General features: G+C 40.9%; 24 protein-coding genes. 14 read left to right on the plus strand and 10 right to left on the minus strand.

The window, feature by feature from the left end:
* Positions 1-116: 116 nt before the first annotated feature.
* Together WA352_RS06340 and WA352_RS06345 are read right to left on the minus strand one after the other, a co-directional pair.
* Positions 117-1,361: a saccharopine dehydrogenase family protein gene (locus WA352_RS06340; RefSeq protein WP_336141561.1), complete on the minus strand. Its 1,245-nt coding sequence runs from the start codon at positions 1,359-1,361 to the stop codon at positions 117-119.
* Positions 1,362-1,397: 36 nt separating this feature from the next.
* Positions 1,398-2,294, minus strand: coding sequence for an acetoacetate decarboxylase family protein (locus tag WA352_RS06345; RefSeq protein WP_005203744.1), 897 nt, complete (start codon positions 2,292-2,294; stop codon positions 1,398-1,400).
* Positions 2,295-2,720: 426 nt separating this feature from the next.
* On the opposite strand from WA352_RS06345, the gene WA352_RS06350 reads away from it, so the two are divergent.
* Together WA352_RS06350 and WA352_RS06355 are read left to right on the plus strand one after the other, a co-directional pair.
* Positions 2,721-3,551, plus strand: a complete 831-nt coding sequence (locus WA352_RS06350; RefSeq protein ID WP_005203741.1) for an alpha/beta fold hydrolase — start codon at positions 2,721-2,723, stop codon at positions 3,549-3,551.
* A 212-nt stretch (positions 3,552-3,763) separates the two neighbouring features.
* Positions 3,764-5,002 (plus strand): NADH:flavin oxidoreductase/NADH oxidase family protein, encoded by a 1,239-nt coding sequence (locus WA352_RS06355; RefSeq protein ID WP_033132825.1) that lies wholly within the window; start codon positions 3,764-3,766, stop codon positions 5,000-5,002.
* Positions 5,003-5,743: 741 nt separating this feature from the next.
* Here WA352_RS06355 and WA352_RS06360 read toward each other — a convergent pair.
* Positions 5,744-6,550 (minus strand): type 1 glutamine amidotransferase domain-containing protein, encoded by an 807-nt coding sequence (locus WA352_RS06360; RefSeq protein WP_033132823.1) that lies wholly within the window; start codon positions 6,548-6,550, stop codon positions 5,744-5,746.
* A gap of 127 nt (positions 6,551-6,677) precedes the next feature.
* Positions 6,678-7,091 carry a MerR family transcriptional regulator gene (locus WA352_RS06365; RefSeq protein ID WP_005188404.1) on the minus strand — a complete coding sequence of 138 codons (414 nt, stop codon included), beginning with the start codon at positions 7,089-7,091 and terminating at the stop codon, positions 6,678-6,680.
* A gap of 90 nt (positions 7,092-7,181) precedes the next feature.
* Between WA352_RS06365 and WA352_RS06370 the strand changes: the two genes are divergently transcribed.
* On the plus strand, positions 7,182-7,877 hold the full coding sequence (locus WA352_RS06370) for a type 1 glutamine amidotransferase domain-containing protein (protein ID WP_033132822.1): 696 nt from the start codon (positions 7,182-7,184) through the stop codon (positions 7,875-7,877).
* A gap of 132 nt (positions 7,878-8,009) precedes the next feature.
* Here WA352_RS06370 and WA352_RS06375 read toward each other — a convergent pair whose 3' ends face one another.
* Complete coding sequence (locus WA352_RS06375) at positions 8,010-8,675, minus strand: FMN-dependent NADH-azoreductase (protein ID WP_033132821.1); 666 nt, start codon at positions 8,673-8,675, stop codon at positions 8,010-8,012.
* A 127-nt stretch (positions 8,676-8,802) separates the two neighbouring features.
* Here WA352_RS06375 and WA352_RS06380 point away from each other — a divergent pair, with 127 nt between their 5' ends.
* The 10 genes from WA352_RS06380 (at position 8,803) to WA352_RS06425 (ending at position 20,072) form a co-directional block, all read left to right on the plus strand.
* The gene (locus WA352_RS06380; RefSeq protein WP_005313836.1) at positions 8,803-9,660 is read left to right on the plus strand and encodes a LysR family transcriptional regulator; all 858 of its coding nucleotides are present in this window, start codon (positions 8,803-8,805) and stop codon (positions 9,658-9,660) included.
* A gap of 151 nt (positions 9,661-9,811) precedes the next feature.
* Positions 9,812-10,333, plus strand: coding sequence for a sigma-70 family RNA polymerase sigma factor (locus WA352_RS06385; RefSeq protein ID WP_162180558.1), 522 nt, complete (start codon positions 9,812-9,814; stop codon positions 10,331-10,333).
* A complete protein-coding gene (locus WA352_RS06390) occupies positions 10,334-11,341 on the plus strand; it encodes a FecR family protein (RefSeq protein ID WP_033132820.1) in 1,008 nt (335 codons plus the stop codon). It abuts the gene before it with no gap.
* 197 nt (positions 11,342-11,538) lie between these two features.
* Positions 11,539-14,697: a TonB-dependent receptor gene (locus tag WA352_RS06395; RefSeq protein WP_005313845.1), complete on the plus strand. Its 3,159-nt coding sequence runs from the start codon at positions 11,539-11,541 to the stop codon at positions 14,695-14,697.
* Positions 14,698-14,885: 188 nt separating this feature from the next.
* Positions 14,886-15,677 (plus strand): Slam-dependent surface lipoprotein, encoded by a 792-nt coding sequence (locus tag WA352_RS06400; RefSeq protein ID WP_033132819.1) that lies wholly within the window; start codon positions 14,886-14,888, stop codon positions 15,675-15,677.
* Between the two features lie 82 nt (positions 15,678-15,759).
* The gene (locus WA352_RS06405) at positions 15,760-17,250 is read left to right on the plus strand and encodes a surface lipoprotein assembly modifier (protein ID WP_033132818.1); all 1,491 of its coding nucleotides are present in this window, start codon (positions 15,760-15,762) and stop codon (positions 17,248-17,250) included.
* Between the two features lie 10 nt (positions 17,251-17,260).
* On the plus strand, positions 17,261-18,175 hold the full coding sequence (locus WA352_RS06410; RefSeq protein ID WP_033132817.1) for an energy transducer TonB: 915 nt from the start codon (positions 17,261-17,263) through the stop codon (positions 18,173-18,175).
* 32 nt (positions 18,176-18,207) lie between these two features.
* Complete coding sequence (locus WA352_RS06415) at positions 18,208-18,807, plus strand: biliverdin-producing heme oxygenase (RefSeq protein ID WP_096089472.1); 600 nt, start codon at positions 18,208-18,210, stop codon at positions 18,805-18,807.
* A gap of 30 nt (positions 18,808-18,837) precedes the next feature.
* Positions 18,838-19,284, plus strand: a complete 447-nt coding sequence (locus tag WA352_RS06420; RefSeq protein ID WP_033132815.1) for a YbaN family protein — start codon at positions 18,838-18,840, stop codon at positions 19,282-19,284.
* Positions 19,285-19,397: 113 nt separating this feature from the next.
* Positions 19,398-20,072: a YjjG family noncanonical pyrimidine nucleotidase gene (locus WA352_RS06425; RefSeq protein WP_033132814.1), complete on the plus strand. Its 675-nt coding sequence runs from the start codon at positions 19,398-19,400 to the stop codon at positions 20,070-20,072.
* Here WA352_RS06425 and WA352_RS06430 read toward each other — a convergent pair.
* Positions 20,067-20,498 (minus strand): hypothetical protein, encoded by a 432-nt coding sequence (locus WA352_RS06430; RefSeq protein ID WP_033132813.1) that lies wholly within the window; start codon positions 20,496-20,498, stop codon positions 20,067-20,069. The genes WA352_RS06425 and WA352_RS06430 overlap by 6 nt on opposite strands.
* 162 nt (positions 20,499-20,660) lie before the next feature.
* On the opposite strand from WA352_RS06430, the gene mhpT reads away from it, so the two are divergent.
* Positions 20,661-21,923 carry a 3-(3-hydroxy-phenyl)propionate transporter MhpT gene (mhpT, locus tag WA352_RS06435; protein WP_033132812.1) on the plus strand — a complete coding sequence of 421 codons (1,263 nt, stop codon included), beginning with the start codon at positions 20,661-20,663 and terminating at the stop codon, positions 21,921-21,923.
* Positions 21,924-21,982: 59 nt separating this feature from the next.
* Here the strand turns inward: mhpT and WA352_RS06440 are convergent, their stop codons facing one another.
* The 4 genes from WA352_RS06440 to WA352_RS06455 form a co-directional block, all read right to left on the minus strand.
* Complete coding sequence (locus WA352_RS06440; RefSeq protein WP_005313868.1) at positions 21,983-22,414, minus strand: SRPBCC family protein; 432 nt, start codon at positions 22,412-22,414, stop codon at positions 21,983-21,985.
* Positions 22,415-22,864: 450 nt separating this feature from the next.
* Entirely contained in the window at positions 22,865-23,869 is a 1,005-nt protein-coding gene (cydB, locus tag WA352_RS06445; RefSeq protein ID WP_033132811.1) for a cytochrome d ubiquinol oxidase subunit II, read from the minus strand.
* On the minus strand, positions 23,862-25,307 hold the full coding sequence (locus tag WA352_RS06450) for a cytochrome ubiquinol oxidase subunit I (protein WP_033132810.1): 1,446 nt from the start codon (positions 25,305-25,307) through the stop codon (positions 23,862-23,864). The genes cydB and WA352_RS06450 overlap by 8 nt, the downstream gene beginning before the upstream one ends.
* A gap of 144 nt (positions 25,308-25,451) precedes the next feature.
* Entirely contained in the window at positions 25,452-25,901 is a 450-nt protein-coding gene (locus WA352_RS06455) for a DUF2946 domain-containing protein (RefSeq protein WP_004807031.1), read from the minus strand.
* Positions 25,902-25,907: the final 6 nt, after the last annotated feature.

Genomic DNA, 25,907 nt, shown 5'->3' on the forward strand with positions numbered 1-25,907 from the left:
TTTAAAATCAGGCCTTAATTTCTAAGGCCTGATAAGTTTTATGATGCTGTTTTTAACAATGAGTATTCACTTATTGAAACGGTTCCCTCAGAAAGTCGAGTTAAAAACAGAAGATTTTAAACCTGCTCAAAAGTAAGCCCAGCATGTTTTGTTAAACGTTGAATAAATCGATCATCAAACATGGTCGCAGGTGTCCAAAAGCCACCTTGAGGCGTAGATTTTTCGCCATCTTTGGTATGGTCAATGGCAAGACTCAACGCTGCTTGTCCCAACATTTTGCCTGTAGAGCCATAACCAGGATCACGGTCACCAGTTACTTTGATTTTTAGGCTTTGTCCTGCATCGGTTTTACCCACAAAACGTAAGTCAAATCGTCCTGCCAATTGTTGCTCCGGCGTAGGGCCTTCTCCCGGCTTTGGTAATAGATAACGTTCCATGACTTGGCTAATCGGTTTACTGACCGCAGCGAGCATAAATGCACCGAGACCAGAGACGACAGCTAAGGCTTTTAAACGTCCTTTTAGCCCTTCACCAGTCAAAATCGCTTCGTTGTAGCGAAAGTTGTTGCCATAGGCATTACCGGATAAAGCATTAGAACGCTGTACCACACGTTCATTTACAGCAGCCATGACAAAAGGCGCAATCCATGCATTAAAATCAGGATCGAATTTGGCACTTTTGATATAAATCTGTCTTTGGGTATTGCCATGATCTGCGGGGCAGAGAATGTATGGATTAAGTAGATCTTTACGCAATGCAGGATCAGCCGCAGCCTCTTGAATCACATTGATCAAACTAGCGACTGTACCACCCGATGCACCACCTTTTAAGGTTTTAACCCGCATGGAAACTTGAGTGGCAGGCGCATTAAACAGCTGTTGTGCTTGTTGCTGCAGGTAATAAACGCCCATATCCGATGGAACTGAATCAAATCCACAGCAATGCACAATACGCGCACCTGAGAGTTGTGCTTGCGCTTCATACTTGGTGATCATGTGTTTAATCCACTGGGTTTCTCCAGTCAGATCACAATAATCTGTTCCGTTATTCACACAGGCTTGAATTAACGGTTCACCATACAAAGCATATGGGCCAACCGTTGAGACGACCACACGTGTTTGTGCACAGAGCGCATCGAGTTCGGTTTGATTATTGGCATCGGCAACCAAGATCGGGACAGCTTGGCCAATAGGGCCAAGCGCATCTTTGACCTGTTGTAATTTCTGCTGTGAACGTCCAGCAATTGCCCAACGGATCTGTTCTTTTTGAGTGGCAAAATATTCGGCCAAATACTGAGTTAGAATCTGGCCGACGAAGCTAGTCGCACCAAAGACCACAAGATCATAATTTAATTTTGTCATTACTTGTTTTTCCTTAACGATTTGATGAGTTGAATATTAAAGTGCTTTGGGCAAATGGAGAATGACTTGTGTGTCTTGAACCACGTCTAAACGAAGAATCTTCGACGCACCAAGTTCATCTAATAATTGACTCAAAGGACCACCATGACGGACTAATTTGACTTTTCTAGGCAGAAGTTTTTGTCCAAAAGATAAGACATTAGATTGAACCAAGGTTTGCTGCCATTTGCCATCAACCAGATGTAACATCGTCGCTTGACTCATATGTGATTCAGATTTTACTGAATGCAAATTGGGTGTTGGGGCAAACAGGCTTAAATCGATTTTGCCAGATGTATCTGTTAGGCTCGCATTCACGTCTTTGGAGCTGATATCGACCTTAATTTCAGTGAGCCATTTAGGAAGTTGGTAACCATAAACACCACGGACCCGCGCAATTTCTGTATCTACAGGTAGCGCTAAAACATGTGCGTAAAAATGGCGTTGACGAATTGAATTGATGAGTTCCAAAGCATGCGGAGTGCGTGCATTGGGCTTACGCACCACAATTGCAACAGAGACTTCATTATATGGATCGTTATCACAAACAGAGTATGTAAAGAAGGTAAGGGCGACCAGCCCATAGCCAGGAAAGGCCTGTAAAGGTTCTAAAGGAGCGGGTAATTTTTTCTGGAGTTGTTTAAATGGTGCTAACATCAACACTTGCACATTGCCACTACGATAATAAAAATTGGGTGCCCAAACTGGACCAACTCTCGATTCAACCCATTGTTTAGGCGTTTTGCGAAAGAAATCAATATTGCCAGCGGCAGGATCTTGTGCAACTTGATCTAAATCGGGATTCATTCTAAACCGGTCATAATATCCACCTTTGGGAACATTGACTTTTTGTTGCCCAAACTCAACTTCAGTAAACTGTTTATTGCTTTGCATATTCGTAAACCTTTGATTGACCAAGTCATTCAAAATGCCTGCCAATGACAAGAACATTTCTTATATCTGAGTTCACTATAAGATTAAAGTGAACTTTAATGTCAAGCAGCAAAATTTGATATTTGATAAGTACAAAGCTGGTTCGTTGAAACAATGTAAAGAAAATAAGTGCTGAAAACATTTAACTTTGTGAAAAAAAACATTGATCTCAATGAGTAAGTCTATTGATCATTCGTTTATTTTTAATCATTAAATTACATTTTTATTATCAGAATAGGACTAAAAGCATTGACCTTAAAGCGAACTTTAATCTTAGTATAGAAACACTATCCACACGGATGGTACTTAAAAAATGTAGTTATAAGTAAATTAATTAGAACATAGATCATGAATCGACAGTGTAAATCTTACACAGGAGAAACAAAGATGGCATTCGTTACGACAAAAGATGGTGTAGATATTTTTTATAAAGATTGGGGACCTCGCGATGCACAGGTCTTATTTTTTCATCATGGTTGGCCACTCAGCTCAGATGATTGGGATGCCCAACTATTATTCTTTTTAAATGAAGGTTTCCGTGTTGTCGCACATGACCGTCGCGGGCATGGTCGTTCCAGTCAAGTCTGGGATGGGCACGATATGGACCATTATGCAGATGATGTTGCAGCTGTAGTGCAGCATCTTGGGATTAAGAATGCGATTCATATTGGCCACTCAACAGGTGGTGGTGAGGTGGCTCATTATATTGCACGTCATGGTGAAGCGAATGTTGCCAAGGCCGTTTTGGTGAGTGCGGTACCACCTATTATGGTCAAAACAGCCAATAATCCTGACGGTCTACCTAAAGAAGTCTTTGATGACTTGCAAAATCAGTTATTTAAAAACCGCTCGCAATTTTACTATGATTTACCAGCGGGGCCTTTCTACGGTTTTAACCGTCCAGATGCAAATCCATCTGAACCTGTGATCTGGAATTGGTGGCGTCAGGGCATGATGGGTGGCGCAAAAGCACATTATGATGGCATTGTGGCCTTTTCCCAGACTGATTTTACTGAGGACCTGAAAAAGATTTCAGTCCCTGTATTGGTAATGCATGGTGATGATGATCAAGTTGTACCTTATGAAAATTCTGGGGCATTGTCTGCCAAATTGGTACAAAACGGAACTTTAAAAACCTACAAAGGTTTTTCTCATGGCATGTTAACCGTGAATGCCGATGTCATTAATCCAGATCTATTGGCATTCATTCGTGCGTAGGCGGCATTGATTTGATTCAAAATCCCATTCAAGAATAGAGGCATATTTGCCTCTATTTTTTATTTTAAGCATTTTTTTGATATTGGTATCACTTGTTAAGTTTATGATTTTATTTTGATGATTAGAAAAGATTAATAAAGTTTGATCAAACCTATTGACATTAAAGTTTACTTTAACCTTAGAGTAAACCCATACTCAATGAGGTAATCAAAATGAAAGTATTTGAACAATTAGTTTTCCCAAATGGTTCACATATCCCCAATCGCATTGCAAAAGCTGCAATGGAGGAAAATATGGCGGATTTAAACCATGCACCATCTGAAGAGCTGATGCGTTTATACCAAGCTTGGGCGGATGGAGGCGTTGGTTTGATTATCACAGGTAATGTCATGGTGGATCGTCGTGCTATGACAGGACCTGGTGGTGTAGTTCTGGAAGATGAAAAATATTTGGATACATTCAAACGCTGGGCACAAATCGGTCGTTCGAAGGGTGCACAAGTGTGGTTGCAAATCAATCATCCTGGCCGTCAAATGCAATCCAATTTAGGTCAAGAGACTTGGGCGCCTTCTGCGGTTGCCTTAGATTTAGGCAAAATGTCAGATCGTTTTAATACACCGATTGAAATGAACCAAGACATGATTAATGAAGTCATTCAACGTTTTGCCAACACTGCACGTTTAGGAGAAAAAGCAGGCTTTACTGGTGTTGAAATCCATGCGGCACATGGTTATTTACTCAGTCAGTTTCTTTCGCCACTCAGTAATAAGCGTCAAGATCAATGGGGTGGTTCTTTGGAAAATCGTGCACGTATTTTGATTGAGATTGTTAAAGCGGTGCGTGCTGTGGTTTCAGACAGATTTACAGTGGCGGTGAAGCTGAACTCGGCTGACTTCCAACGCGGTGGTTTTAGTGCTGAAGATGCACAGCAAGTGGTTATGATGCTCAACGAACTGGCTGTTGATCTGGTTGAGTTATCTGGTGGTAGTTACGAAGCACCGGCAATGCAAGGTCAGGCACGTGATGGTCGTACCTTGGCTCGAGAAGCTTATTTTCTAGAGTTTGCTCAAGAGATTGGTAAAGTTGCCAAGATGCCTGTAATGGTGACGGGTGGAATTCGTCGTAAACAAGTGGCTGAACAGGTCATTGAAAGTGGTGTCGATATGGTCGGGATTGCCACAGCTTTGGCAATCGATCCAAATCTCCCAAATGAGTGGAAACAAGGGCAAAATACGGCACCTGAATTGGAAGCAATTACATGGGAAAATAAAACCTTAGCATCGCTTGCCAATATGGCCACAGTGAAATTCCAGTTACGTAAACTCAGTCTTGGTAAATCAACCAATCCAAAAGTTTCTCCGCTTTGGGCGTTGATTTTGCAACAATCAGCAATGACATGTCGTACGCGCCAATATAAAAATCGAATGCGTACATATTCACTTTCATCTTAAGCTGAGCAACAACTTGCCAATACTTAGCTAATAGATTGAACAACAGCCAATTGCAGAACAATCTGTAATTGGCTTTTTTATGGGCAAGCGATTAAAAATATTGGAAAGTAAAAAGTAGTTTTTGATCATAAAAAATCCGCTTTACTCATAAGTTTACTTTTTTATTCTCTATTTAGATCAATCCAACGCAGGAACGGGAATGAAGCATATGAACCTATGAAATAAGACCCGGATTACAGGTACGGGGAGCTATTTTCGCATTCAGTGGGGTATAGTTATCAATGGAATCTGGAGTGATTTTCAGCAAGTCCAAGCGCATTTGATTTTATGAGGTTAAATAGATGACCAAGCTAAAAAAGTTACGAATAACCCTTCTTGTGAGTGTGCTTATTTCTGTTCTCTACTGGGGAGGCGTGATTCTATTTAGCAATCACATCTTCCTAACCCCAGCTGGGGCAGATGGAGAACCCCATAAGGCTAATTTCCTGTTTAACCTATGGCTCGGATTGTCATTTATGGGAGCCGTAATAAGTATAGTCATGATGAATTTAAGAAAATCATAGCAGTTACCTAATTTTCCGTGGAGTATAAGGATGTTATTTCTGAGCCCCATCTTGAAATATAAGGGGACTTTTTTTGGGAAAATTTAGGAAGGCTATTTTCAAGTTTAATAAGATAAAGCTAAACATCATGTAGATGTTAAAAAAACCAGATAATCAAATCTGGTTTTTTTAATAAAGTCTAATTGAAAGTATTTAAGCGCTTAACGACTGCCTCTGCAATTTCTTTACTGGATTGTGGATTTTGCCCAGTGATAATTCGATCATCAGCGATCACAAAAGAAGTAAATGGAAAGAACGCTCGTTTATATGTTGCTCCTTGTTGTACTAATCCATCTTGCAACGAGAAAGGGACTTGAGACTTAATTCCTGATAAAGTCTCTTCAATATTGGCAAAGCCTGTAACCGTACGGCCTGCAATGAGGGGTTGACCCGTTGGGGTTTGAAGCGGCAATAATCCACCTACACCATGACATACTGCCGATACCACGCCACCTTGCTGATAAATCTTTTCGCTGATCTGCTTTAGGCCTTGGTTGTTGGGAAAATCCCACATGGTGCCATGTCCACCCGTGTAATAAATCGCTTTATAGTGGGAAGTATCAATGGCATTGGGTGCTAGTGTATTGCTTAAGCGTTGCATGAATTGGGGATCAGCCAAGTGCTTTTTTGCTGATTGATCAACATAAATTGGCTTAAGACTACGTTCATCTAGCGGTACAGCACCACCTTGTGGACTGACAAAATCCATGTCATAGCCAGCTGCTTGTGCAATGTCATAAAAATGGGTGAGTTCAGTTAGCCACAATCCTGTCCTATCTGATCGAGTTGGATAAGCTGAGTGGTTGGTCATCACCACCAAAATTTTGCCTTTTGGCTTAGCTTGTACGTGTTGTTGAGCAGCTTCGGCTGCATAGGTCATATTACTGATGAATATGAGCATAAAAATGCCAGTCAACCACTTTGCAAAGTTCCAAACATTAAACATGACAGCTTCCTCATTCGATCCCTGAGATTGATGCTATGCTTAAAGTGAGGTTTAAGGTCAAGTACTTTTGCGCATTTCTTTATGAGCAGTCGTTGTGATGACGGCTTAAAAATTGATTAATGACGTATTAGACTTTGTCGTTGGTATAGTACAGATTGAGCAAACGTTGCGCATTTTCTTCGCAGGTAATTTCATCTGGTTTGCTATTGATCGCCACAATCATCATTTGCAGATTTTGCTTACTCACTGCCAGTTTTTGCTCTAGTTCTTCAATATCTTTGATCTTGCTTTCGAGCAAGCCAATGAGAATGTCATGATTCCATGAAGAGACATTCGATGGTAAAAACGCTTTAATTTCTGTCAGAGAAAAGCCAACTTGCTGTGCTTGTTGGATCAGGAATAGCTGCTTGAGATCATTTTCACTATATTCCCGATAGCCATTTGATTTGCGTTTAGCCTTCGGTAATAGCTTGATTTGCTCATAATAACGAATGGTTGGGGTGCTTAAACCACTTTGTTTAGATAATTCACTGATATTCATTACTGATTTTCTCTTGACATTAAAGCAAACTTTAAGCTTATAGTGATGCAAAAGCAAGATTAAAAATAAATCAAAAAGCAGAGGTGAAAGATGTCAAAACGTATTCTCCATGTGGTAACCAACGTCTCTAAATATGAGGGTATCGATCGTCCAACTGGATTATGGTTAGGGGAACTGACGCATGCCTATGATGAGTTTGAAAAGCAACATTATATTCAAGATATTGTTAGCCCAAACGGAGGACATTCGCCGATAGAACCTAAATCATTAGAACGTTTTGTTGCCGATGCTTCTGTGCTTAAACGTAAAAATGACCCCGTTTTTATGCAGCTCTTGGAAACCACCCAAAAGCCCTCTGAGATTAACTGGCAAGATTATGACGCAATCTATTACACCGGTGGGCATGGGGTGATGTGGGACTTTATAGACAATGCTGAATTGCAGAACATCACCAAAAATATTTATGAACATGGTGGCATTGTTGCCAGTGTCTGCCATGGTTATTGTGGATTGCTCAATGTTCAGTTATCAAATGGACAATATTTAATTCAAGGAAAAAAGCTGACAGGTTTTGCATGGTGTGAAGAAGTATTGGCTGGGGTGGCAAAGAAAGTACCTTATAACGCTGAAGAACTGGCAAAACAACGTGGCGCACTTTATCAAAGAAAATTCATTCCATTTCTACCCAATGTGGTGCGTGATGCGAACCTGATTACAGGACAGAATCCATTTTCTGCACGTGTTACCGCATTTGCCATAATTGATGCTTTAGAAGCTAAATCATGAATTTTTCATCAGTAAAAAAGTTAAAGAGAACATGGATAAAGTGATCGATAAGAATCACGCTATCCATTAATCTTCTACTTATTTTAGATGCCGAAATTATTCATATTCCATATGCAACGCGCTGTTCCGTTGCTAAAAAAGTACTAGTTTTGTTGCGAGTGTTTCTACTTGATTCAATGCATTGTCTAAAGATTTTTGATGTCTAATATCTGCAAATTCTTGGTATTCAGATGCAATTTCATCAATATACTCAACCCCTAAATATTTGCTTAAAGTGCGCAGATGCGGCACAAGATGGCTTTGATTGGCGCGAATACTATCGGTGCCAAAACCAAATTCTCCACTTGACGTGATAATCACCAAGCGTTTGCCTGACAGTAAAGGTTGGAGTGGAAAGTCGCCACGCGCAAGGTCAAAGTCAAAGGTTTTATTGATACGAATGATTTGATCAAACCACGCTTTTAGTTGTGCAGGCATACCATAGTTATACATCGGTGATGAAATCACAATGAGATTGGCTGCTGCAACTTCAGCAATCAATTGATCAGATAAGGCTAAGATTTCCTTTTGCGCGGTTGTTCTTTTTTCTTCAGGGCTAAACACCGCACCAATCCAGTCTTGATTAATAAAAGCGGGTGGATTCATGCCTACATCACGATAAATATACTCATCTATCACTTGTTGCTGTTGTAAGGTCTCAATAAAGCGTTTCGCGATATTTTTGGAAATGGAGTTATGACTTGGATTTGGATTGAAAGCTGCTCGAACACTGGCATCAATATGTAATAGGGTTGTCATGATCGCTCACTTGAGGAATTAAAAGATAAACTCATCTTAAGAGGTCATTAGAGGCTAGACAAACCAGTAAATTACAGCTATGAATGATTTAAATTCATCTATAAAACTTATTTATGGAGTGTTGAAAATGCAGGTTTCTTTACAAGCATTGAAAGCATTTGAATCTGCTGCTCGTTTAGGCAGTTTTAAATTGGCTGCGGAGGAGTTGTCTTTGACACCAACTGCTATTTCTCATCACGTCAGCAATTTGGAAAGCCGTTTAAATGTGGACTTGTTTTATCGACAGGTTCGAAAAATCAGCTTAACAGAGACTGGCGAAAAATTAGCGATCGCAATATCTAAAGGATTTCGGACTATTGAAGATGCTTTAGAAGAGGTGAGTACCGCCAGCCGAGTGATTAAGATCACCACAACGTCATCCTTGGCAGCAATGATTTTGATCCCAGCCATGCAGACTTTTTCACAACTCCATCCAGAGATCGAGATTGAGATCTCTACAGGTGAAAGTTTGGACAATCATTTATATGCGCTACCGATTCGTTATGGTGCTGTTTCATCGGTTTCATCCTCAGACATTATTAAATATGAGTCATTTAATGTATTTTCAGCCGCAGGGCTATATACAGAGAATTGGCCTGAACAGTCGATTACACTGTTTAACACCGAATGGAAAAATAAGAATTTGCCTAAACCGCCATTTCAAACATGGCTTGAGAAAAATACTTTTGAGGAAAAAAACATAACTGTGCAGCACTTTGATCAAGAAATTTTTGGTATTCAAGAAGCTCTGATGGCCAATGGATTGGTATTTTGCTCAAACACATTGGTCAGTCGACTAATACAAGCAAAATTGATGCAATCATTAGTAACTGAAAGTGTGCAATCCGAACTATGTTATTACATTCCAGACAAAGAACAATTAAAGCGTAGAAATCGGCATATGAATGAACTGATTTTGTGGATAGAAGCACTGTTAAATCAATAAATTATTGCTTATTACTGTATTCTAAGAGCGGTGGAATATTGAACTTGTGCTTATAAAAATAACAGTCAACTAAAGTTTGTGCGATTCTTTCTTGATTTTATAAATGATAATAATTATCATTTAATCACACTTTGTTTTGAGTCAAATGATTGTGAACAAAACCCCTATGCTTGTAGATCAGTTATACAGAAACCATAGAGGCTGGCTTCATCAATGGTTGAGACAAAAAATAGGCAACACTGAGCAAGCCGCTGATCTGGTGCAAGACACCTTTATCAAATTACTGCAAACACGCGATGAACTACTGGGCATTAAAGAACCTCGCGCTTATCTTACTTCAATAGCAAAAAACTTACTCATCGACCAAGTCCGTCGCAAACGCATAGAACAGGCTTATTTAGATGGCTTGAGCCAGATGGAATACATGCTGGATGCAGTTGCTTCGCCAGAAGATCAAATGCAGATTATTCAGGCCTTGGACCAGCTTTGTAAGGCATTGGAAGATGTCTCTGCTAAAGCACAACAAGCATTTATATTGCATTACCTTGAAGGTTATACCCATAAGGAAACGGCAGAACGATTGGGTGTTTCAACCAAAATGATTCAGAAATATCTAGCAAACTGTCTGGCTCGCTGCTATCTGATTCGTTTAGAAATGGATGTCAGCATTTAAATGGCAATCGATAAACAAGACCATCATCAACTGGTTGAAGAGGCTGCATTATGGATTGTGCAGTTAAGCTCAGATGATGAGCCAACCCGAAAAAAAGCTCAATTGCAGTTTAATCAATGGAAACAGAACAGCCAGCAACATCAAAAAATTGCAGCTGATATCGAGCAGTGTATTCGCTCAATCCAAAAAGTATCTCAAACAGCACAGCATAAAAAAGTGGTTCAATCAGCACTTAAAGCAGGTTTAGGGTCTGCAAAAGCGTATAAGCATGTTCGTGCGGGGAGCGCATTTGTCATTGCATTCTTTATCCTCAGTGGCAGTTTCCTTTATGTGTCTGATACCTCTATTGCCTATATCGGTGCTGATATTCAAAGCGATTCGGCGCAGTGGACAACACAAACCTTACAAGATGGTTCGCGCTTAATTCTGCGGGGCAAGAGTGCAGTCAATATTGATTTCCAAGCAAAGCAAAGAGTGGTCGAATTGGTGCAAGGGCAGGTTTATGTTGATGTTGCCAAAGATCCAAATCGCCCATTTTTAGTCAAAACCAAACATGGGCAGATTCAAGCGCTTGGAACGGCATTTAGTGTGGCATTTACACCTTCAGCAACAGAATTAAAAATGTTGCATTCGCGAGTTCGTGTACAAGCCGCAGCAAATGGTTATTCAGCTCAACAAGTGATTGTAAGTGCGGGACAAGCCGTCAGTATGAATCAGAACGGAGTGCAGCCAATTTCGGTACTCAATATTTATAATGAACAACAAAAGTGGAATAAACATCAATTGATGGTAGAGGATTTACCGCTCGATCAGGTGTTAAAAGAATTAGATCAAAACTACAAAGGCAAAATCTTGTTTAATGCTGAAGCATTACAAGATATCCAAGTAAATGCAGTGTTGCCCTTAGACCAAACTCAAGATGCACTTAAATTATTAGCAACAGTATTTCCTAACTTAAAAGTTTATCAAATAACACCTTATCTCATTGTAATTTCATTAAAAAAATAGTCAGTATATGCATAGTCAAATGAATGCATATTAAAAAGTTTTTAATTTTTTTAAAATTTAGGTTCCACTTTTTTCAAAGCTGCTCGTCATAGTAAGTAGAAGCAATAAATTTGGGATCATTTTATCTCAATAGATTTAATGATTCTTATTTACATTTACTGGGGTGGGCAAGAATGAAGAAAGTCGGAGATGGTCAAATGCGAAGTCGGAACTTATTTCGATTTTCAACACTCGCATTTGCTGTACATACAGTGTGTATTGCGAGTTTAGCTTTACCGATGCAACATGCTTATGCAGAAACCGTTGCGGCAAAATCTTATAATATTCCTGCAGGGACTTTAGCCAATGTATTGAATCAGTTTGCTGAACAATCGGGGACTTCAATTGCCATTGATGCACAGCAATTAAAAGGGCAATACAGTTCAGGATTAAAAGGTAACTTTGCATTAGAGCAAGGTTTTCAGCATATTTTAGCATCTTCGGCATTCTATGCAGTCAAAGTCGGTCAAGGTTATACACTGGCAAAAAAGACAGCTAAAAATAGTAATGCACCTTCAAGTGCCTCAGTAACTGCGATGAATCATACATCTTCGACTCAAGCTCAAGATGACGAAATCTCTGTTCGTTTGACGCCAATGGTGGTCTATGGTCAAGAAGATCGTGATACTCAGGGCAGCAATCGAGTCTATGATGCCAATCGATCTTCTGTTTATGCAGGCAAAGACTATATTGAGCGTTTTAAAGGCACCAATCCAGCCGATGTTTTGCAAGGGATGGTTGGGGTTTATAGTGGTGATGCCCGTAATAGTGGTGCTTTAGATCCGAGTGTACGTGGTGTGCAAGGGGTAGGTCGAGTGCCATTAACCATTGACGGTACTGAGCAGTCGATTGCGGTGTGGCGTGGCTACAATGGGGTGAATAATCGGAATTATATCGACCCTAATCTGATTGCGGGCATTGAAGTCATCAAAGGCCCATCACTTGAACGGAATACCACAACCTCAGTCGGTGGTGGAGTTGTGGTCAAGACCTTAGAAGCGGATGATATTGTTCGTCCGGGTAAAACCTTTGGCGCAGAACTAAAAGTAGAAGGTTCTACCAATGCCATTGATCCTTCATTGCCCGACATGAGTAAAATCGGCAAAAACTATAATGATACGACGCCGTGGGAGGATATCAATGGTCAAAAATACGATCCAGATATTTATAAAAAGAATCGAACCCGCAATGATAATTCTAACTTTTCGGGAGATGATTTAGCAGGTCGACTCGCATTGGCAATGAAACAGGATAAATTTGATTTATTGGCTGTTTATGCTGTTCGTGAACGTGGCAACTATTTTTCAGGCACACATGGCGCTGGGTATTACAAACGGGCTGAGCCAAGTAATAGTCTTGATTTTATTCCTTATTTTGCGCATTCCTATAAACCTGGTAATGAAGTCCCCAATACCTCAAGTCAGATGGAGTCTTGGTTATTTAAGGCAGGTTATCGACCAAGCGATGATCAAGCGCTGAAATTCACTTATCGAGATACCAAAAATAGATTTGGTGAGATCATGCCTTCACGAATTGAATGGGGGTTAACCCCTGAAATTGGTGTACCGCAATGGCCACTCAGTGATATTCGTTCTAAGGCCTATAGCTTAGAATACAAATATAAACCTGAGAATAATCAGTGGATTGATTTTTATACCAATATTTGGCAAACCGACACTGAAAGCCAAACCTATACACGGGGTGGATGGCCAACGATTATTGATTTTAGAGATAATCGTCTGATCAATACGGCAATCAGTCATTCAGACAATCGACGCCAAGGTATTAGTATCAGTAATAAAGCACAATTAACGAATCAGCTCGATTTAACTTTGGGGGGAAGCTTCTTAAAAGAAAAGCTCACATCTGATGATATTTATGGTGAATACGGTCCAAGTTATTCCTTATATCAAGCTTTACCTCGTGCCGGACGTCGTGAAGAAAAGACCTTTGATTTTAATTTTAACTATCGACCAGCTTCTTGGCTAAGCTTTGATGCGGGTATGCGTTACCGCTCTTATTGGGCCTTTGATGACTTCTTAAATAAATCAATCAGAGATGGGATTGATCCTTCGTTAAATCCGTTATTTACCAAGAAAAGTAAAGTCAAAGAATACAACTTTGAATATCGAACCATGCCAGAAAGTTATGATGCTCAGCAACAACGTATGCTAAACCTTTTAACGCAACGTTATGCAGCCAACAATCCTGATTGGGATGGCCGTTTAGAAACGGTGCCTGCATCAGAAACGACGTTGTATAGCCGAATTTGGTCACAGAAAAATACACTCACTTGGAAAGCTGATGACAATGGTCATTTGGCCCTAGCGGATAATATATTGAACCAACTGAATGCCTTAGGCCAGAAGTATGTGGTTATCGGGAATGGTTTTCAGCCTGTTGTGATTGAGCAGGTCCCGATTGAATCAGCTCAGAAAGTAAAAGACAGTGGCTGGGCACCTCAACTTGGTGCATCCATTCATTTGACTGAAAATAATCGGCTTTATGTACGCTATGCAGAGGAATATCGCTTACCGAGCTTATTTGAGAGTACAGTTGGTTTCTCAGCAATGATGCCATATCAGGAGATTAAGCCCGAACATGCGTTTAATTATGAAGTGGGTTATGTCTATGACATGCGGAATTGGCTCAGCTCAGCACGTAATGCCGATATTAAGCTGGCCTATTACTACAACAAAACCAAAAACGTAATTGAGCGTAATCAAAATCTGATTTTTACCAATATGGATGAGCAAAAGCTTTCTGGTATTGAGTTGCAAAGCCGTTTTGATAATGGTGCTTTCTTCACTGATTTAAGCATGGCTTATAACCTCAAAAATGAAGTCTGTGACAGCAATAGCGCCATTAATAAAATGATTAATAGCGGTACAGTACAAACAGATCAAGGTATTCAATTCCGCGATGCTTATCAACGTTGCGTCGATGATGGTTTTCCGAACGGCTATCTCGTGACGATGTCGACACCTGAGCTTAGCGCACATGCTTTATTAGGCGCGCGCTTTCTAGATGAAAGATTGGAGCTTGGTGCGCGAGCAACTTTCTACAAAGGCTATGAAAGTCCATTACGTAAAAATAATGATGCTGGTATCAATAAAGGCTATTACCTCAATGTGCCTCTCGCTTGGGACGATACGTGGATTTTTGATGCCTATGCACGCTATCAAGTTGATACCTATAACACAGTTGAATTTGTAGGTAATAATCTTTCAAACCAATTTTATATCGATCCACTCACTCGGAGTGCAATGGCTGCACCAGGTCGTACTTTGAAAGTCAGCTGGACCACCAAGTTTTAACACAGAATTTAATTCCAACCTTCACATTAGTCGGAATTAGATAAACGTAAATAATGATATTGAATGATTATTATTTACAAAACCAAGGAGCAGTTATAGATCTTACTGTTCCTATAACTAAATAGATAACGATACCGTTATCTTTATTGAAACAATAACTTAGCTTTAGAAAAATGGAGTAACAATAAATGAAAATCTCTCAACTGTTCATCGGTCTTGTTGCATGTTCTGCTGTGTTTGCACATGCAGGTATTGATGGTGCTTCAAGTAATGAAAACAATATCATTATTGGTGCTGCTGCAAATGCAAGCCATCTAGGTGGTGCAGCAGCCGTTTCTGTACAAGCTGCTGGTTCACCATACAATGCATTTACAGGTTTTAGCTCGCTAAAAGGTTTGGCACAAGCGTTTTCTGCACGCGGTACAAGCAATACCGATGTTACTGTCGGTAGCAAAACTTTTAATATCTCCCATATTCCTGTTTCGGCAATGCCGCCTTCACACAGTGCCTTAGGTAATTTCAATTTTGGTCAGGTGGGCACACAGGAAGTCTATTTTGGTGAATGGTGGAAAGCAGGCGATACAGCAGCGAGCGCAAGTCATACTGTTTATTACGCAGGTGACAATACCAATACGACAGTACCAACCTCAGGTACGGCGACCTATACCGTTGCAGGGATTAATGGTTCAGCAACCAATCTGTTAAGCGGTAATTTGACTGCTAACTTTGGTGCAGGCACTTTACAAGGGTCATTAACTGGAACAGGGACTGCTGTTTCAAGCTTAAGTTTGAACGGTGTGACATTTAGTCCAGGTACTGCTGAATTCAGTGGCGCGGCAAGTGCAAATGGTACAGCTGGGGTGAATAATTCAGGTATTGTTCAAGGACACTTCTTTGGTGCAAATGCTGCAGCTTTAGCGGGTATCGCCGAGTTTAATAATGTTTCATATAACACTGCATTTGGTGGTGCGAAGAACTAACTATGGCGAAAGGAATCTACAGCAGTAGATTCCTTTTTCTTGTTTATGGCTTGATGATTTTTACTTTTGTTTTGCGGTTTTTATGAAAAGAACATTGCTGTGCTGTTTGATTTTATTGGCGAGTTCATCACTTTATGCAGATGATGAGACACAACTTCGCCTGAATCAAAACTTGGATCAGAATTTATTACAACAACAGCATCAATTACAGCGACAAGGGGTGATTCGGAGCACGGATGAACTACCTAATATTGTGATTAATGGGCAAGTATTTGAAGTTGAAAAGAACCAAGATGATCTGGCAAAAGCTTTATATTTGGCGGTTATGCAAAAGCAATGGGGCAATGCGGCAGTCTATCTAAAGCATTATCAACAATATGATGGTTATGACCAAGCTTTAACTGACTTTGCCGAGGGTGCATTGGCTCGTGCTCAAGGCCAGCTCAAGATAGCAGAGCAAAAATTCCAAAGTAGTTTAAATAAACAATCGAATAATCTGATTTGTGAACTCGAGTTAGCGCGCGTGCTGTTTGAACAGCAGAAGAACAAACAAGCAGCACGCCTTTTTACATCCATTCAGAGCAAATTGGGGCAGAGTGATCGTGGTGTGATTCCACCTGAGGTCGAGCAAACAGTTAATCTGTTTGTTAAGGCCCTTGATCAACGTGACGCATGGCAAGGCAGTGTGGCGATTGGACCAACCTATGCCACGAATCTAAATAGTTCTTCTGAACAAAGTAAAACTTGGATGTTGTATGGCCTTGACCAAAAAGGCAATGTGATCCCCATTCAGGAAATTACCCGTGGAAGTCCTAAAGCTGAGTCGGCAACGGGTATGGACTATGAAGCCAGTTTAATGAAACGCTTTTCGTTCTATGGCAATCATGGGGTTTCCTTACGTGGTTTAGCGTATGGACAGTCTTATGATGATCATGCTGACTTTAATGAATCCACACTGAATATCAATGCAGGCTATAGTTTTTTTGATTTAAAAAATCAAATCACAATTGCACCGCTATTTGAGCATAAACGTTATGCCAATGATGGTTTGTACAATGCTTGGGGGGCACGTGCGGAATGGATGCGATTTATCTCCACCGATAAAGCACTCAAGCTTGAAGCCGAAATCAAAGATTTAAATTATCAAACATATAAAACTTTAGATGGTAAAGAAAGTTCAGCCATGCTGACCTTTTGGAAAATTCTACCTGAACAATGGACATTGTTTGGGGGCGTGGATGTCTTAGATCATGATACCCAAGAAAAATACATGGCAGCCTATCAGCAACAAGGTGTTCGTTTAGGTCTGAGTAAACCGTGGAGTGTTGGCTTTAATACCACCTTGTTCAGTTCCTATCGTTGGCGTCAGTTTGATCGTTACGTGGCAGCATTTGAGACACGTCGTCAAGATTTTGAGCAAAACTACACCTTTGTGTTGCAAATGCCTCTTTTCAAGTTCTATGGCATGACGCCGAATCTGACTTATCGCTATAACCGTAATAACAGTAATGTGGATTGGTTATATTCCTATGACAAACACAATGTCAGCCTAAAACTTGAGCACCGTTTTTAGGGGAATGGCGATGAAATCAAAATTCCTATATCTGCGCTATGACTTTAGTACAAAAGGACCACCTATTCGGATTTGGGTGCATTCGCAGCGTAAGTCAATCATCGTGACGGTGGTCATTGTTTTACATTTATTGGGACTGTGGTCACTGAGTCACCTTATTGAGCCTTATACTTTGGCAGCTTCACCCCAAGTGAATGCGTTGAAAGTTCATTTTGTCTCTTTATCAGCGTCAGAGAATGCATCTCCTCAAGCAACAGCAAAAGTTGAAGTGGCCCAACCATCAACAATCCCCGCATTAGAAAAACAAACAAGCACTCGCGCTGTTCCGACCAATACTGAAAACATAGAACAAAAAGTGATAACCAGTCAGAGTGCTATGCATGAAGTGCCCAAGCAACAGACCAGCCACAAAGTTGAAACTTTAGCCGTAAAGTCTAGAGCAGAAATAGCAGCTCAACCTTCAGAAATCAAAGCAATACAGGATACCCCATCGGATCAATCATCACAGATGTTGACCGAAAATCTGCTCAGTTCGAAACAACAAATAGGACAGACTCAATCCCAGTCGGGTGGTGTAAATACAGCAGCCACGCAACAGGAATTGGCTCGTGCACCTGAAAGCCAAGTTGATCGTGATGAACGTGTTCAAGTCAGCAGTGTTGATGTATTGAGTTTTGGTCAGCTTGCTTATGATGATCGGGAACTTAAACAACAAAACCGTGTGGTGGAATTGCGGCTACGTATCAATGAAAACGGTCAGCCCATCGAGATTCAATTAAAACAAAGTTCAGGGATTAGCAGTCTAGATCAGCGTGTTCTACAGGCTGCTCGTCAGTCCAAATTCAAACCTTACAAAATCAATGGTCGTGCAGTGACTGTTGTGGTGGATTTCCCAGTGCAACTCAAACTCAGTCGGAGTCGTTAACCGATGAGTCCTATTCTTTTTCTAGGAGAATAATCATGAACGCAGCAACAGAGCAAATGATTGCCAATCGCCTTTCTCAGCGTCTAAAGCAAGAAACAGCGGCAGAACATGAACGTATGCACCAGCTAATGGCGCAAGCAGATGTATTTTCAAGCAAGGAGAAATACGCCCAATTTACCTTATCGCAATATTATTTCCAGCAGGAAATTGAGCATCTTTTTGAACAGGAGGGGGTTGCTGGACTGATTCCTGATTTGGGCATACGTGGCCGCTCACAACAAGCCTTTGATGACTTGCAGGATTTGGGTATTCGGCCAGCAGGTCAGACATTACAAAGTGCTGAAGTCAAATTGCCTGAAGCACTAGGTTGGATCTATGTGTCAGAAGGCTCAACTTTAGGTGCCGCATTTCTGTTTAAACAAGCGCAGAAGCAGTTAGGTTTCTCTGAAACATTTGCAGCGCGCAATTTGGCGGCTTATCCAGAAGGTCGAGCAAAAGTGTGGAAACGTTTTGTTGAGGCACTTGATGAGGCTGATTTTGACCAAGTGTTACAAGATCGTGTGGTGCAAGGCGCTTTAGATGCATTTGGTTATTTTGGAAAGGCATTAATCCAGCTCGAAGAGTTGAAATAAGTGATCAGGCAGTAGTAACAGCTTTTCAGTATGGAGAACGTTAATCGCATGGATAATCAAATGAAAACAGAGACCTTATCGCCAACACCACAGCCAGCAAGCAAGTTAGCGCGTTCAGTGTGGTGGCGATTATTGTTTATCTGTCTGGCTTGGCTATGCATCGGTTTAGGGATTCTTGGCATTTTTATTCCAGGGCTACCAACGGTTGATTTTATCCTGTTAGCAGTGTTCTTTGCAGCCAGAGGCTCTGAAAAGCTGCATCAATGGTTTCTCAACCATCATTTTATCGGACCGATTATTCAAGAATGGCAAGAAAACCGGCGTATCCCCAAGAAAGCAAAATATATCTCTACCGTGAGTATGAGTATTGCTGCGGGTATTATGATATGGACCATTCCACATCCGTGGGTGGTCTATCCATTGATTGCCTGCATGGCAGCAGTGTTGGTCTGGATGTGGATGCGAGATAAAGACTGAGCACATAGTCAGACGAGAATATCGAGTATTGAGCAGGCCACATCGGCTTGCTCTTTTATCACTCGGTATAATAAAATTATCTCAATATTTGCTTCGGTTGTAAGATTGCTCTGATGTACAAGGCTATATTCTTTGATATTGATGATACTTTGTTGAATTTTAGCGTTGCTAACCGCGCTGCATTTATTCAATCTTTTGCTGAATTTAATTTAGATCATGATGATGCTACTTATTCAACCTATAAAGCCATTAATCATCATTTATGGGAAAAGCAGAAGTTAGGTCAAATTACGGTACAAGATGTCATTAATAATCGATTTAAACAATTATTTCGGGCATTAAACCTTGAACTTAACCATGACCATTTCCGTGATACCTTTCAAGGCAATTTAGCCAAACAGCATACGCTTGAGGCTGGTGCAGTTGAAGCCATTGATTATTTGAGTCAAAAATATAAGCTATTCGCTGCATCCAATAGCATTCTTATTCAACAAAAAGCTCGTTTAGACTTGGCTGGCTTATTGCCACATTTCTCTGATTTATATATTTCAGATGACATTGGCTATGAAAAACCGGATCAGCGTTTTTTTGAAACATGTTTGCATAGAAGCCAGATTGCGAAAGAAGAAGTTCTGTTCATTGGGGATAGTCTTGAAGCGGATATGAAAGGTGCTGCTTCTTGTCAGATCTCGACCTGTTGGTATAACCCAAATAATTTACCCAATCAGTTGCAATTAAATATCACACATACCATTCAGCATTTATCTGATTTAGTAAAGATTTTATAAATCGATGCGATCTGGTTGATGGGATTTAAGATGAATCAAAATCAGCCAGTAACAAATCGCTGGAATGAGAGCGATAAACAAGGAAAAAATATCCGCATAGACCAGCCACCATTGCTTTGAGAGTTGGCCTGTATGAGCCCAAGCTAAAAGAGTAAAAAAGGGTGCCGCAACGACGAATGAGCTTAAGCAGATTGTGAAAAAATTCAGATATTGATAACAATTTAAGACAAGCGAGAACAAGAATGAAAATGGAACGGTCAAAAGGCAATAAGCCAAATAAACCAGAAGATGCCCGACAATAACTGCAAATATTGAACCGAATTTAAACGCATTGTTCATGAGAATAAACAGCATAGCCATCAAGCAGAGTAAGGGAACTGGAGCTAATAATAGCGATTTAAAAATGATCTTTTTGTTATATTTCAAATGAGACGCCTCAAGTTATTCGAATTACATATTGCATAATTTTAATACATATTGCGTAACTATATTCGCTCTGCTAGTCTTTTTAGCGGCTTAAAGGATATTTAAATCGATATTTGGAATTTTAGATCGATAAACTGGAAGAATCAAAAAGGGAAGATAACAATGTTAAAAGAGACCAATATAGAGGCAGGCGCTTCAAAACAAGCAATCGTGATTACACTCATCCTCTGTTTCATTTTTGCCATTATTGAAGGATTTGATCTGCAGTCTATGGGGGTTGCTGCACCGCGGATGAAAGCAGAAATGCTGTTAAACAGTACCGAGATGGGTTGGGTGTTTAGTGCCGCCGTTTTAGGCACATTACCTGGTGCACTGATTGCAGGCCGAATTGCTGACTCGATTGGGCGCAAAAAAGTATTTATCACTTCGATTGCAATTTTTGGCTTGATGTCTTTAATGACGCCCTTTACCAAAGATTTGAATTCCTTACTTTTAGTTCGATTTCTGACTGGACTCGGCATGGGTGGGGCTTTGCCCATCGTGATTACCATGGTTTCAGAAGCGGTACCTGAAAAGTATAAAGCGACGGCTGTCAGTGCGATGTATTGTGGTATGCCGATAGGCGGCGTTTTGACTTCCGTGGTTGCCTTGTCTTTGACAGCAGATCATGAATGGCGACATATCTTTTATATAGGCGGGATTGCCCCTTTAATTTTAGTTCCTATTCTTATTTTCTTTTTACCTGAATCAAAAGCATATCTGAACAAAATCCCTCAGGTGAGTACACAAAAACCAAGTGTGTTAAACGTCCTTTTTGCCAAACCACGTGTCGTGGTGACGTCTAGTCTATGGCTCAGCTTTTTTGGTACCTTGTTGGTTTTAGCATTGTTTCAGAACTGGTTACCAACGTTAATCTCAGGACTAGGACTTGATAAGCAACAAGCCAGTTATATTCAGATTGGTTTTAATTTAGGTGGTTCGATTGGAGTATTGATTTTAGGTTTGATGTTGGATCGACTGAATAAATTCTTTATCGTTGCCAGTGTGTATGCGGGCATTCTGGTTTCATTGATTGGTTTGGCCTATTCCAATAGCGCGTCGAGTTTTATCTTGTTTGCTACATGTTGTGGTATGTTCGTGATTGGTTGCCAGTCAATTTTATACACCTTGGCAGCCAAGTATTATCCTACTGAAATGCGAGGCACGGGAGTGGGGGCTGCGGTTGCTGTAGGACGCTTAGGTGCTTTTGCAGGGCCTTTAGTTGCAGGTTATCTACTCGGAACTGGGCAAAGTGAGATTGTTGTAATTGCCTCTAGTATTCCTATGATCTTATTGGCCGCAATCTCAGCATTAATTTTACTACGTAAGCCAGAGCATTCAATTACTCGGAAAGAACCTCTAGGCACAGTGACATCTTCACTTTAAGCATAGCGTAAACCTTGACGGTAAGAACGAAACCGTCAAGGAGCAATGCCTAAACAACATTAAAATTTTAGTTTTTTCAGACCACGGTTGATACCGTTTTGTAATGCAGCCTTAATAATTGGGCCAATCAAAGGAACACGGCCTTTAAAGCTAATGGTGTAATCCAAGCGAGTGCGATCGCCGCCTAAATCGGTAAATTTCATAACGCCACGATGTGCTTTAATTGGACTAATACCACTGGTAATCGCGTATTCAATCAATTCATTTTCTTGGTAAACCAAGTTTGTTTCAACAAATGACGGGGCTAAAGGGATAGAAAGTTTACGTGCAGAGCCAACGCCATTTCGCGCTTCTTTGCCATTACTGATACGCGTGATTTTTGCGGGTGCAAAAATCTTGTTGAGATTTTCATGTTCACTGAGAACTGCAAACACCTTGTCTATGGGCGCATTGAATTCTTGTATTATTTTGACCTGTTGTGTTTTTAACATATTGGAACCCTTCCAAATAATTTGACATGATGGATTGTCAGTATGTTGATGTTAGCATGCTTTATATACATTCTGAATTTACCTTTATCGGAAATTCACTTGCTTTTTTATACAGCTTAGTCATGCTGATTTTCAGATTGAGCATGGTCGCAAGATTTTATTGGAATTGACTTGGCACGATAGCTGCCCAACGTTTATAGCCCTATGAAAAAGTAGATAAATCAGAAAAACCAAGTTGTTCTGCGACCTGCGTGAGGCTTAAATTCCCTGATACCAATAAAAAAGACTATACCTCGGTATAGTCTTTTTTATTGGAAGGAAAAATGTCAGCTTAATAAGCGAGTTTTAACAATACTCGAAAGAACATTGCAATCGCCAATAAACCTAAAAACCCAGCGAGCCAAAGTACGATAAACCATTGTGTTTTAGATAGTTTCATTACACTGCCTCCTAGTGATAACCTGTATCACCAACCCGTACTTTATCTCTAAACACCCAGTACGATAGGATGGTATAGCCGATAATGATCGGAATCAGTATCACAGCACCAACTAAAGCAAACTTCTGACTGGAATATGGTGCAGCAGCTTGCCAAATGGTGACCGAAGGCGGAATAATATTCGGCCAGAGACTGATCACAAAACCCGTAAACGCCAAGAACACTAAGGCCAAGGTAAAGATAAACGGTTTTAACTCTTGGCGTTGTTTACATGCTTTTAAAATCAGGAATGTAAAGAGTAAGACCAAGATGGGTACTGGGCTAAAATACAGTAGATTTGGTAAGGCAAACCAACGGGCTGCAATTTCAGGATGAGTCAGTGGGGTATATAAACTGACCCCAGCAAAGACCACAAATAGTAAGATGATCAATTTAGGCATCAGCGCATACATCTGGTCTTGTAATTCATGGTCGGTTTTCATAATCAGCCAACCACAGCCCAAAGCGGCATACATGGCAACCACGCCTAGTCCAGTAAATAAGGCAAAAGGAGTCAGCCAGTCCAGACCTGAACCAGAAAAAATACCATTAGTGGTCTGGATACCCTGAATATAAGCGCCTAAAATCACGCCCTGCAGGAAGCTGGATAGAATTGAACCCCAGATAAAAGCTTGATCCCATAAATGCTTGGTACGATTCGCCTTAAAACGGAATTCAAAGGCAACACCACGGAAAATCAGTGCAATCACCATCAAGGTAATCGGCATATATAAAGCTGATAACACTGTTGAATATACCAATGGAAAGGCGGCAAATAAGCCTGCACCACCGAGTACCATCCAAGTTTCATTGCCATCCCAGACCGGTGCGACAGTATTCATCATCACATCGCGTTCTTCGCTTTTTTTAATGAAGGGAAACAGAATTCCGATTCCGAGGTCGAAGCCATCCAGAATGACGTAGATCAGGACACCGAGACCGATAATGCCGACCCAAATCAGAGATAAATCAATCATGGTGTTTCTCCTCTTTGGTCGAGTCTTGTTGGTCAATGCTTTCATCGACCGCACTTAAAGGACGCATTGGTGTTTTGAAGTGCCCATGGCCTGCTGGCTCAAGATCCACAGCCTCAACAAATTGCGGGCCTTTATGCATCAGTTTCAGCATGTAATAGATCCCGATTCCAAATACAACACAGTACACCACCACAAAAATAATAAGGGTCAGACCAACTTGTTCGGCTGAAACAGGAGAAAGTGCATCTTTGGTACGCATTACCCCATAAACCACCCAAGGCTGGCGACCAACTTCGGTGGTAAACCAACCTGCGAGTACCGCGATAAATCCTGATGGTCCCATGACTAAAGCAAAGCGGTGAAACCATTTACTTTCAAACAACTTTCCAGTTTTTCTGAGCCAAGCACCAGCGACGGCAAGCAAAAGCATGAGCATACCTAAGCCAACCATGACACGGAAACTCCAGAATACAATGGTAGAGTTTGGTCGATCTTCTGGGGCAAAGTCTTTTAAGCCTTTGACCGTGCCATCCATAGAGTGAGTTAAGATCAGGCTGCCTAGATTTGGAATGGCAATGGCATATTTGGTGCGTTCTTCTTGCATATCAGGAACACCAAATAGGTAGAGTGGCATGCCCTCATCATAATTGGTTTCCCAATGGCCCTCCATCGCTGCAAGTTTGGCAGGTTGATGTTCTAAAGTATTCAAACCATGTGCATCCCCAACAAAAACTTGCAAGGGTGCTAAGACCAGAATGAGCCACATTGCCATCGAAAACGAGGTTTTGACCAAGGCATCACGGCGACCTTTGAGCAAATGCCAAGCCGCTGTTGCCGCAACGAGTAGCGCTGCAACCATGAAGGCCGCAATTGCCATATGCACCAGTCGATAAGGGAAAGAGGGATTGAAGACGATTGCCCACCAATCGGTTGGCACAATAATGCCATTCTCGATCGCAAAACCTTGAGGCGTTTGCATCCAACTGTTGGAGGACAGAATCCAGAACATGGAGATACAGGTACCTATCGCGACCATTAAGGTGGCAAAGAAATGGGCCTTGGGACTGACACGCCCCCAACCGAACAGCATGATACCCAAGAAGCCCGCTTCCAAGAAGAAAGCACTCAGGACTTCATAAGTCAGTAAAGGGCCCGTCACACTTCCTGCAATACGGGAAAACTCACTCCAGTTTGTGCCGAACTGGTAGCTCATCACCACACCAGAAACAACCCCCATACCAAAAGCAACCGCAAAGATTTTGACCCAATACTTAAACAGGTCTTTATAAATTAGATCTTTAGTCCGTAACCAACGCCACTCTAAAACAGCCAAGAAGCTGGCCAAACCGATAGAAATCGCAGGGAAAATAATATGGAAGGAGACGGTAAAAGCGAATTGTATTCTTGCCAATTCGAGTGCAGTAAAACCTAAAGTCATGACAGCACCTCATCTTGTTGCTGATGAGATAAACTTGAGGTTGAATAAAGCTCTACCCAATTAAGCGTATGATTAGAAAAAGAAAACATGACGATAATCTCTTGAATAAAAGTTTTTCAAAACTAAAAAGTTTTGAGCTTCAAGTCAGAATGAGATTAAGAGAGGAGGTGCTCGACCTTGAGGAGTGAGAAAGAGTTGTTGAAGCTGAAAGAAAACATGGAAATAGTTTTCAATAAAAGCCAGAAATCGAACCTGAATTCGGACTAGAATTTGCTTTAGATCGACATCTGGTAAAGGCAATACATGGCTATACACCACACAGTATTGACACTGATGGTTTGCATCATGGTGGTGATGGTGACTTGCCGACGTTTTAACTTCAGCTGAAAAAGCTTGATGCTCATGTACAGTATCATGCTGAGCAGCAATATGATGATGGCTATGGAGCGGAGAGGTAGAATGATGGTCTTGTAATAAAATTTGGGTAATAGTCTCACATACTGGAGAAACTTGATATTTCTCTGGCAGCAATGGCTGTAAGAACACAGCGATTTGTAAAAAGATTGCATAGAACCCAAGCAATCTTCCAAGCATCAACAC

Source organism: Acinetobacter sp. 102, from assembly GCF_037028485.1.
In the GTDB taxonomy this organism is placed as follows: Bacteria; Pseudomonadota; Gammaproteobacteria; order Pseudomonadales; family Moraxellaceae; genus Acinetobacter; species Acinetobacter higginsii.